Source organism: Streptomyces sp. NPDC020898, assembly GCF_044333925.1.
Classification (GTDB): domain Bacteria; phylum Actinomycetota; class Actinomycetes; order Streptomycetales; family Streptomycetaceae; genus Streptomyces.
The window spans coordinates 93,366-100,323 of the sequence record NZ_JBIRRV010000028.1 but is presented as its reverse complement, the minus strand read 5'-3'; the positions used below and the strand labels follow the sequence as shown (position 1 = coordinate 100,323).

8 protein-coding genes and 1 pseudogene are annotated in these 6,958 nt (G+C 62.2%); 8 read left to right on the top strand and 1 reads right to left on the bottom strand.

Features of this window, described 5'->3' with window-relative positions; genetic code table 11:
* From ACH4TV_RS44965 to ACH4TV_RS44955, 3 genes and pseudogenes are all read left to right on the top strand, one after another.
* A pseudogene (locus ACH4TV_RS44965) lies at positions 1-445 on the top strand (hypothetical protein); the annotation flags it as partial.
* 102 nt (positions 446-547) lie between these two features.
* Positions 548-1,009 (top strand): hypothetical protein, encoded by a 462-nt coding sequence (locus tag ACH4TV_RS44960; RefSeq protein ID WP_398407232.1) that lies wholly within the window; start codon positions 548-550, stop codon positions 1,007-1,009.
* 192 nt (positions 1,010-1,201) lie between these two features.
* Positions 1,202-1,627 carry a hypothetical protein gene (locus ACH4TV_RS44955; RefSeq protein WP_398407231.1) on the top strand — a complete coding sequence of 142 codons (426 nt, stop codon included), beginning with the start codon at positions 1,202-1,204 and terminating at the stop codon, positions 1,625-1,627.
* Positions 1,628-1,635: 8 nt separating this feature from the next.
* On the opposite strand, the gene ACH4TV_RS44950 is transcribed toward ACH4TV_RS44955, so the two are convergent.
* Positions 1,636-1,881 (bottom strand): hypothetical protein, encoded by a 246-nt coding sequence (locus tag ACH4TV_RS44950; RefSeq protein ID WP_398407230.1) that lies wholly within the window; start codon positions 1,879-1,881, stop codon positions 1,636-1,638.
* Between the two features lie 87 nt (positions 1,882-1,968).
* Between ACH4TV_RS44950 and ACH4TV_RS44945 the strand changes: the two genes are divergently transcribed.
* From ACH4TV_RS44945 to ACH4TV_RS44925, 5 genes are all read left to right on the top strand, one after another.
* A complete protein-coding gene (locus ACH4TV_RS44945) occupies positions 1,969-4,155 on the top strand; it encodes an alpha/beta hydrolase (protein WP_398407229.1) in 2,187 nt (728 codons plus the stop codon).
* 39 nt (positions 4,156-4,194) lie between these two features.
* Positions 4,195-4,527: a hypothetical protein gene (locus ACH4TV_RS44940; RefSeq protein ID WP_398407227.1), complete on the top strand. Its 333-nt coding sequence runs from the start codon at positions 4,195-4,197 to the stop codon at positions 4,525-4,527.
* An 87-nt stretch (positions 4,528-4,614) separates the two neighbouring features.
* Positions 4,615-4,947: a hypothetical protein gene (locus ACH4TV_RS44935; protein WP_398407226.1), complete on the top strand. Its 333-nt coding sequence runs from the start codon at positions 4,615-4,617 to the stop codon at positions 4,945-4,947.
* A 201-nt stretch (positions 4,948-5,148) separates the two neighbouring features.
* Positions 5,149-5,820 (top strand): hypothetical protein, encoded by a 672-nt coding sequence (locus ACH4TV_RS44930; protein ID WP_398407225.1) that lies wholly within the window; start codon positions 5,149-5,151, stop codon positions 5,818-5,820.
* A complete protein-coding gene (locus ACH4TV_RS44925) occupies positions 5,817-6,902 on the top strand; it encodes a hypothetical protein (RefSeq protein WP_398407224.1) in 1,086 nt (361 codons plus the stop codon). The genes ACH4TV_RS44930 and ACH4TV_RS44925 overlap by 4 nt, the downstream gene beginning before the upstream one ends.
* Positions 6,903-6,958 lie beyond the last annotated feature (56 nt).

The following is a 6,958-nucleotide window of genomic DNA, read 5'->3' as shown; positions in this document are numbered from 1 at the left end:
GAGACGGTTCTCTTGGTCGAAAACCCATCTACCAGGGGCTTCACCTGTTTGTCAGGCCAACTGCCCAGCCGCCGCCGGAGGTTGGAAAAGGCTCAATGTGGGCGGTGTGAACATCCAAGCGACCACCACCGCCAAGCCTGCTTCCCTCAAACTGGAACCTGGCACAGAAGACGCGGAGCTCTACCCCGCTTCCGGCGAGTGCGTGTTCAACGGCGACGGTTCGATCGGTGAGCCCTACGCCAAGGGGAAGGCCGGCCGGACGCCCCCATGCGGTCTGAAGTACCTCCGCTCCTCCGGCACCGAAACCTACAAACTCCGGGCGACCATCACGTGGGAAATCAGTTGGGTCGGCACCGGAAACCCGACCCCGACCGCTCTCCCGAACGGCACCTTCGGTAACGACCAGGAGGTCACGGTGCAGGAGGCCCAGGCGGTCAACCGCTGAGGCACGGGGCTCGGCACGTAAGCGTGGCCGGGCCCCGCCCAACCTTGTACGGCGGTGACCGGAACCGGAACCGCCCCTCTCTCGCCCATATAGGAGCCGACCGTGAACCGCCGTTCTTTGCCCGTTGGCATCGCCATCACCGCGGCTGCGGTTCTCATGGTGACCGCGTGCGGCGCCAGCGACGACGAATCGTCGAAGGCTCCGAGCATCAAGGAAATCCAGACCACCGTCTCCACAGAGATGCACGCGGCCATCAAGGCGGCAACCCCCAAGGCGGTCTACCCGAAGGACGAGTTCGGCTCGGCGAGCAGTGCCGAATGCTCCGGTCAGCAGTCCTCGGTGCGTATCGCCGGCTGGGACCCGGAGGAGACCCAGTCGAACGGCGATCTCCTCACGAAGAGCACGGCTTACCTTGAGAAGCAGGGGTGGGAGATCACCCCGCTGAGTGCCGACAGCGAGGACCAAGCGGCCCGAATCACCAAGTCCGGTGTTACCGAGGGGCTGCTCACCGCTTCGAACCAAGGCCTCACATTCGAGGGCGACACTGCCTGCGCCAAGTCCTGAGTAAGCTCGGCAAAACATCCAAGTAGGTCTACGGACAAGGGAAGCTATCTGATGCGATCACACAACGTGCGGAGGACCGCTGCGGTCGTTGCCCTCGTCTTCTGCTCAGTCGCGGGATGTTCCGGATCACCCGGTGACTCCGAGAAGGAGGAGAAGCCTTCCGGACCTACATATGACCAGGTATTGAAAGCAATGACGCCCGATGTCGTGAGTGCCTTGAAGGCGACTATGCCGGGCATCGAGATGAACGAAAATTCGAGCGCAGATGACTGCGGCGGCCCGGACGTCATCGACAGCAAAGACAGCAGCAAGCGGATCGGATCAACCGTCATCACCATCCCGGGGGATCCGTCGGACAAGCGCCAGGCCAAAACCCTGGTGCAGGAAGCATCGGACTATCTGACCAGTCACGGATGGGCCGTCGAAAAGCAATTGAACAACCCTCCCGCCGGCCACCCCGACGGCATAGTGGTGTCTCTGAAGAAACCTGGAACCGCCGGCGGGGTCGATATCTCCGCCTGGCCCTTCAAGCTGACTTCTGGCAAGATCTCTCAGACTTTCGGAGCCACAATAGCGACCGACTGCCTGCGGAATTCCATCCAGGACAAAGACCGGTAAACAGGAAGCTAGCTCCCTCCGTCACTGTCTTCCTTTCCCCGCTGCGTGGCCGCGCGCTCGAGATCTTCAGCCATGGACCCCAAGCGGGTCTTTCTCACTTTGAGTTCACCGCGCACCTTTTCAGCAGTGGGCCCTTGCCATCGCTCATCCTTTTTGGCCTGCGCGTCTGCAGCGATCTCAATCGGCTGGTCAAGCAGTTTTCTGACATCCTCTGCCAACTGGCGAATCTTACCCGCTTCTTCCGTGACTCCCACTATAAATCCCCATTCCATCAGCGCTCTTGCAGGAATTACTTCCCAGATCTCCCCAAAGAGCTCGCACACAGGATACTGTACTAGACTATGGCCTTGGTTTACGCGGATCCGGACATGCTCGATCGGCTGGCGAAGTCTCTCGACGCACGAGCGGGAGAGATTCCACACCTGAAGTCCAGGGCGTCCACCCTTGGAGTGACCGCAAATGTGTCCGGATTGGCCGCGATTGCCACCTGGCTGGGGGAAACAGCGTCTGACCTCCGAAGGCGCGCGAGGATACTCAGAGCTCCCTCCGAGTCCCCTTTCGGTTCGCTCTCGGAGTTCGGTCTGCCAACTTCCCTCGCCAGGAAGCCGGGAGCAGGCGACGAGTTCGAATCAGGCCTCCAGGCTGTCCTCGGTGCCCACAAGAACGGCACACCGAAGGAGCGTGCTCAAGCGGTCAAGGACTATTTCGCCACGCTCACCCCTGACGAGCAGGCTGCCCTCGCAGTCACCAATCCTAGCCTGGTTGGAAACCTTGATGGCGTCCCTGTAAACGTGCGTTTCGCAGCGAACAGAATTTCAATCCAGAAAGAATACAACGAAGAATCCGAGTATCTCAGCAACCTAACGAAAAATGATCCTGCTTTCAAGCGCACAAAAGATCGGGTTGACGCGCTGCGCAGTTTCCTCAATCCTCGCGTAAAGAAGTTCACGGACCCAAATACAAACAGGCCAACAGAGGTCGAGGTGCCTCGACAGTTCCTAGTGTTCGATGCTCATTATGGTTCGACCGCCGATGCGAAATCATCCCCTTTTCCAGACGGCAGAATTGCCGAAGTCGTCGGCAACCTGGAGACCGCCAAGAATGTTTCCTTCCGCGTGCCCGGAATCACGAACCGACTGGACAACTTCAACGGGTTCACCTCTGGCGGCTATATGCTGGCGTCAGACGCGCAAGGCTTTGAGCAGCCGGACACTGCGGTGGTCAGCTGGCTCGGCTACGACACACCGGAGTTGGGCGACTCAGTGGACCCGGCAAAAGCGGAAGTAGGCGGACGGCAACTCAACGCATTCCGTCAGGCAATTTCAGTCAACCTTCAGCCGGATGCAAATACCAGCATCTTCGCCCATAGCTACGGGACGCTGGTAACCAGCAAAGCCCTACAGGATGGCCTGACCAATATCGACAACGTCACCTTTATGGGAAGCCCAGGACTGGGGCCGAACATTCACGCGGTGGCTGACTTTCATATGCCCAACACTAAGTTCTACGCCATGCGCGCTCCCGAAGACATGGTTTCTTACACTCAAGGACACGGGGACGACCCAGCGGGCTTCAAGGACATCATCCGTCTCAACACCGATGGTTCTACGGGGCACTCTCAGTACTACAACCCGCGAACCCAGTCCCTGGAGAACATGCGAAGAATTCTCTTCGGCGGCGGTCAATCCCTCACTTTCACCGACACCACTCTCGACGAAGAGATGACGGGTGCCGCAGAAGTGCGCAAACTGGTCGCGTTTCTTCATGAGAAGGTGCCGCCCGAGGTCGTCAGTGAGATGGGCGGGGATCTCGATCCCATCGTCCAGGGGCTCCTCAACGGCAGAAGCACATTCACCGATGTCATAGGCCCGATCCATGCGGTGCTCAACAAGCACAACATGCTGGACCGGGTGAAACCGGACGAGCTCGTGGGTGAAGTCACGACCCTCGCATCCGAGTTGGCGTACAAGCAAGCGTTCAAGGCAGCCAAGGAACACGGCGCGCCCGACTGGGTGGCGGCGACCGCGGCCACCACGGCAGCAGGCTCCACCAAGGGACTGCTCAGCGTCGCGACCTGGCCCGTGGTCAAGGTCATGGAACTCGACCGGCTGCAGAACAACACCCGCCAGTTGTTCAGCGGGCTCGCCGTCGGCGGCCGCCAGCTCTTCAACGACGGCGCGGCGCTGGCAGGCACTCTCGCGCATGACGGAGGCCGCGTCCTGAGCGACGGCACTGCGATAGCCGGAAGTGTGGTCAACACCGGTGGGCGCGTGGTGTACGAGATCGGTGACACTCTGATCAACCCGGCCCACGCGTTCCAGAACGCCGGCGATATCACCAGGTCCCTGAAGGCCACGAAGGACACCTTCGTCGACAAGGGTGCCGACATCGTCAATACGGTGGACCATGCCGTGGATCAAACCGTCGAACAGGGCGGCAAGATGATCAACAGCGGCCTCGACACGGGGAAGAAGGCCTTGGACAAGGGCGGGGACGTAGTGGACTCGGTCGTCAACTTCGTCTTCTAGCTCTCGTCTTCCAGCTCCAGAACTACGGAAGGGAACACTGTGGCCGAGGAAAAGGGACGAACCGCTCTGATCAGCGCGGTCAAGTCGGTGATCACCACCGTGATGCCCGGTGCGACGGTGATGGACCTGCCGTCCGTGATCTCACCCGAAGTCGTCGCGATCACCGCTTTCGACGCATCGGACACCAGGGCACCCGGAGAGCTCGCCGACGCGTTCATCGCGCACCTGCGGGCAGACGACTGGGCGATCGACGACAGGCAGCTCAAGGCGGCCGAGCCGACCTTCCACGCGGCCAAGTCCGAGCTCGGTGGCGGCGCCTTCACAGTGCAGACGGCCGCCGTGTCCTTCAATGGCGTGGCGGACCACGGCTGAACCGATGACACGGCCAACACGAACACCCCGGACGACCGAGACGACCGAGACGACACAACAGCCGAAGACACAGACAGGTCCCCGTCGATGAATCTCGAACATGCCCAGCAGACCACGGCCGCGGAGATCCGTACGGCCATCAAGGCCGCGACTCCGAGGGCGGTTTACCCGGACGACGAGTTCGGGTCCCCCGAGTCCTTCTCCGTCCGTGTGGCCGGCTGGGATCCCGACGAGACACAGTCGAACGAGCGTCTGCTGAAGCAGAGCATCAGCCACCTGACCAAGCACGGCTGGCAGGTCTTCCCCGAGACGACGGACAGCGACGACCGCTCGGCCCGCATCATCAAGCCGGGCCTCGCGAGCGGACGGCTCTACGCGTCGAACCGAGGGCTCACCTTCACAGGCAGCGTCGAGGTGTGACCGCGGAGAGCCGCTGAGGTACCGGGTACCTCACAAGGCCTGGTGGCTGGTGGACACGATCAGGACACAGGACGCATCGAATTTGCACCAATAGATTCACAAACACCCACGCCCTGAACGAAGCCCAGCCTGGCGAGACCACAAGCCCCACAGATACCGTCAGGGCTCTCAGTTGTATCGACATCTCACGGGGAGCCCACCTTGAAGCGCCGTTCTTTGCCCGTTGCTGCCGCGCTCGCCGCGACAGCAGCCCTGCTGCTGACGGCCTGCGGCAGCGGAGACGACAAGTCCAGCGACAGCAACAAGATCGCCGGCGCCGAACAGAGCACGGAGAAGCCGACGGAGTCGGCGGAACCCTCGGCAACAGCGGCGCAGGACAAGCCGGACGGCGTGGACGTCTCCCTGCCCAAGGACATGAACCTGGTCTTCGACTGGGCCAAGCCGGCGAACAAGAACGAAGCGGCCGCGATGGATGATGCTGCCAACTTCATGCGCGCCATCTACCGGGGCGTCGACAAGCGCACCACCAAGGACGCGGCCTTGGTTGCGTACGCCACCGGCGACGGACTGCGCTACGGCACCGTACAGATCGATAGCCGGATCGACGGTGGCTGGACTTCCACCGGCACGCTGCGCCACTACGACGCCACTACGCAGTCCAGCACGAACGGCAATTCGGTGGAGGTCGCGTTCTGCTCGAACTCAAGCAAGTTCTACTCCAAGGAGATCAAGACCGGGAAGATCCTGAAGACCGAGGCCAGCATCGCTGACTTCGACTACTACAAGATCATCATGGTCAAGTACCCCACGAGTACGGACCTGTGGCAGGCGTCCAAGGTGTTCGTCGAGACGAAGGCGGCGAAGTGCCAGTGAACGCGTCACGGCGTACTCCCCTCGGCGTCAGCACCGCGGCTCTGACGCTCGCCCTGAGCGTCTTTGTCGCCACAGACACCGCATACGCGGCAGAGCAAACGCCTAAAGACCAAGGCGCCAACACAGACCAGCAGGGCGGAGGAGACGGCAGCGGCATCTACGCCGCCGCCCAGATCCAGTACTCCGGTTCTGTCGCCAAGGGCGGCAGCACCGGCAACGTGACCTCATCCGACGTCAACTGGACGCCACCACCCTGCTGGTACGCCCCCTACCTCGGTGCCAAGGACTTCAAGAAGGAGATGTCCAAAAGCCTCGAGGACCAGATGAACACGCCCGGCATGGGCGGCACCGCCGGCTCGGCGCTCGGCCAGGCGAAGAGCCACTATGAGGACGAGTTCGGCTGGGCCGACAATCCCGGCTACAAGGACTACAACGTCGAGAAGGACGGCGAGGGCATGTTCTGGGCCGGTGTCGAGAACCCCAACGAGCCGAACTACCTCAAACGGACCTCCTGCAGTGATCTCCCCTTCTGGGTCGACAACGGCGAGGCCCCGCCGCCCCGGTACGAACAGGCCATCACCCCGGAGATGCTTGCAGCCCTCGCCTACCAGCACATGGAACTGCCCGGCACCAAGGTCACCCTCGCTCCCCAGGCCAACACCAAGGTGAACCTGCCGACCTGGGCCTGGCTCGACGCGGCCACCTTCGACGAGGTCCAGGCGACGGCGGCTGTCAACGTCCCCGGCTTCAACATCGAGGCGACAACGACCGCCGTCCCCACGTCCCTCACCCTCAACCCCGGTACCGCGGACGCCATCACCATCCCCGCCGACGGCCAATGCCCCATCGTCGACGGCAGGATCGGCGAGCCCTACGCCGCCGGGAAAGCGGCGCAGACCCCGCCCTGCGGCATCATCTACCGCCGCTCCTCCAACGGAGGCACGTTCCCTCTCAGGGCCTCCCTCACCTGGGAGATCAGTTGGACGGGCACCGGCCAGGCCGGGCCGATCGGCCTGCCCAACGGCACGATCGAGGCCGTCCAGGACATCGCCGTAGAAGAAATCCAGTCCGTCAACCGCTGAACTGAACGGACCACGGCTTGACCGCCCTCGTGCCGGCGCAGTCCTTCTGCACCGGC